Origin of the sequence: Chryseosolibacter histidinae (assembly GCF_018598225.1) — a bacterium.
Classification (GTDB): Bacteria; Bacteroidota; Bacteroidia; order Cytophagales; family Cyclobacteriaceae; genus Chryseosolibacter; species Chryseosolibacter histidini.
In genome coordinates this window covers 1-3,272 of the sequence record NZ_JAHESF010000090.1, presented here as the reverse complement: position 1 = coordinate 3,272, position 3,272 = coordinate 1, and the positions used below count along the sequence as shown (strand labels likewise).

The following is a 3,272-nucleotide window of genomic DNA, read 5'->3' as shown; positions in this document are numbered from 1 at the left end:
TCCCTGGATGAGCGCGATGCCATAAAAAAGTAGACAGCCAGGGGCTGCCAATCCAAAATGCCCGGAGTACAGCATGATCAGGATAAAGATGCCGCCCGCCACCAGGGGTACGCTGATGTTGAGTAGAATGGTTTTGCTGGCGTTGTTCCAAAGTTTTAATCCGTGCTTCTTTGCTTTCAGCTGGCTGAGCCATAAACACGTGGCGATGGACGCGAATAAAACCGCGGTTGCAATGAACAGCAGCTTCCATAAGTTGTCAGGGTCCTGAATGGAATAGATCCTGTAACGGAAGGGCGATATAGGATAGTGAATGATGAAATAGGCAGCCACCGCTCCCGCCAGCGCATAGATGCCGGCCAGCACCCCCGACAATCCACTCAATGAAATGAATTTCGCAGACCGCTCCATCATCGTGCGGATGGAAGCAATGTCTTTTTCGTACTCCCGGATTTCCTTCATTTAAAAAGTACTTTGATGTACAAAGTTACAGAACGTTTCCTAATAAGCAAGGGTTACAAATTCTTTTGATTTTTGGATTGGTCCACGGTCCACTGTCGACAGTCCACGGCAATCCACACTATGGAACCGGTATCCTGAGTGGTGGTTTGGAGGCAGGCGTTGAGCGAGCGAAGGATCCCCCGAAGGTTAGTGCGAACCTGATACGAGCATCTGCCTCATGTGTTCGCACGCTGTTACAAGGGGATCCTTCACTCCCGCAAGCCCTTCGCACCAGCACCGTTCAGGATGACGGATTCGCGGGGGGATCCTTTGCCTACTGCCCGAATCGCTTGCGATCGGAATTGCCTACTGCCTACTATTCCTTCGATCCTGCTTTCTCCGGCGAGGGCAGCTTCTCAGGCTTCGGTATCTGTGTAAACTGCTGGATGAGCACTTCAACCGCTTTCTCCAGTTGCTGGTCACGGCCTTTCACCAGCATCTCGTAGCGGTTTTTGACAACGATATCCGGTTCCAGCTGGGTGTTCTCCAGGTATTTGCCATCGGGGCCAATCATGCCCACCTGCGGGATGCCGAATACCAGCGTGGGGTCGATCTGCGCTTCCCACCACACGGCTGTTCCGGTACCAGGCACAGGCATGCCGATGGTCTTGCCGATATCCTTGGTGTCGAAAGCAAAAGGGAACATATGCGCATCAGAGTAATTGCTTTCACCCATCAGCACCACCGATGATTTGGTCCACTTGCGCTGGGGCTCGAATCCGATGTGCTGGCCCCGCGGCACCACGTCGATGTACTTCTTTCCGCCCAGGAACGTCACCAGGTCATCGTGCAGCCATCCGCCGCCATTGGAGCGTGTATCCACAATGAGCGACTCGCGGTTGGCGTGTTTACCCAGCGCCTCTTCGAACACAGTACGGTAGCTGGGGTCGTTCATACCCCGCACGTGGATGTAGCCGATCTTTCCTTTCGAGAGGCTGTCTACCTGCTGCGCGCGTTTGCTCACCCAGCGTTTATACAGCAGCTCATTCTCTTCTCCCAGTCCCACAGGTTTCACTACTTCATCCCAGCGCGTGCGTGTTGCCGGATCATAGACCGATACCAGTGTGTTGCGGCCAGCCTTGCGGTTCAGGTAGGCAAAGAAGTCGGTGCCGGCAGCGATGGGTTCGTTGTCGATCTTTTCGATCACCATACCTTTCTTCACTTTCGATTCGGCCCTGTCGAACGGACCTTTCGCCAGCACACTGGTAATGCGCAGGCCGTCGCCTTTGAAGTTCTCATCGTAGATCAGGCCGAGGGAGGCGGTGGCGTCTTTGTTTTTCTGGTCGGGGCTGTAGCGGCAGCCGGTATGCGAAGCATTGAGCTCGCCCAACATTTCACTGAGCATCTCCGAGAACTCCCAGTTGTTGCTGATGTGCGGCAGGAACTTCGCATATTCTTTCCGGTAAAAATTCCAGTCTACACCGTGCAGGTCGGTAACGTAAAACTTCTTCAGCACCTGGCGCCAGGCGTGATCGAAGATGTAGCTGAGCTCGCCCTGTTTGTCGAGCATCATTTCGCCATTGATCTGCACCGTCTCTTTTTTGAAAGGTTCGATCTCCACCTTCACAGGTTTTCCTTCGGCCAGCACAAAAAGTTTTTTGCCGTCTTTGTCGATGGTGAGGTTTGAGCCATTGTCGCCGAGCTTGGTGATGATCTTGGTCTCACGGGTGCGCAGGTTCGTCACCCACAGGTCCACACCTTTTTCGAAACGCGCCAGGTAATAAAGCTTTTCACCGTCGGGCGACATCACCGCATCGCCCAGCAGTGACGAATGGATGGTGAGCTTGGCCTTGCGGTCTTCAAGGCCGGTGAATTCGATCTTCACCAGCTCCGGCTCTTTTTCAGCGGGCTTGGGTTTTGACTTATCGGCAGATTCTGTGTTCTCTTCTTTTTTGTCTTTGTCTTTATCCTTGTCTTTTTCCTCTTTCTCTTTCAGCAGCTTGTAATCTTCTTCGCTGAGGCGATATCGGTCATAAGCATTCTGGGTGAAGAACATACCGTATACATCGGCCTGTGCGCCCCAGCTTCCGTGATTTTTCATGCCGTCGCGGTCGCTGAACCACAGCATCATCTTGCCGTTCATCATCCACTTGGCACCGTTATCTTCATAACCGCTCTGGGTGAGGTTGATCACCTGCGCATTGCCTGCCGCGCTAATGAGTCCTACTTCACCGATCCAGTGATTGTCTTGCATGAAGTCAACAAGGAACCACTTTCCATCGGGTGACCACTGGTAATACTGGTCGCCATCGCTGTAGGAATAATTCTTATTGCCTGGCAAAATCGTACGCGTCGCCTTCGAAGCGAGGTTGATCACCTTCAGCGTGGTGCGTTCTTCCAGGTAAGCAACTTCCTTGCTATCGGGCGAAAAAGAAGGCTGAAATTCTTCCGCCGCCGTAGCCACTACTGCTTCTTCCTTCAGCACCGTGGAGGCGTAGAAATAAGTTTCCTCATCCCTCACAATAGACGACTTGTATACATCCCAGTTGTTGTTGCGCTCGGCCGCATATACCAATGACCTTCCGTCTTTGCTGAAGCTCACGGTGCGCTCCTGACCAGGTGTGTTGGTGATCCGTTTGGTCACCCCACCTTCCACAGAAGTGACAAAGATCTCGCCACGCACTACAAAGGCGATCTCTTTTCCCTTGGGTGAGAGTACCATCTCCGTTGCGCCGGCATTCACGGGCACGATCTCATAGGGATTCAGTTTGCCGTCACTGCTGATGCGGATGTCTACCTTTTTGGGCTGCTCACCTTTTTTCAGGGTGTAGATC

2 protein-coding genes are annotated in these 3,272 nt (G+C 52.9%); both read right to left on the bottom strand.

Annotated elements, in window-relative coordinates:
- The coding region (locus KK083_RS32270) for a hypothetical protein (protein ID WP_254170288.1) at positions 1-459 on the bottom strand (459 nt) is incomplete at its 3' end.
- 355 nt (positions 460-814) lie between these two features.
- Positions 815-3,272: S41 family peptidase (locus KK083_RS32265; protein ID WP_254170287.1), on the bottom strand; the 2,458-nt coding region annotated here is incomplete at its 5' end.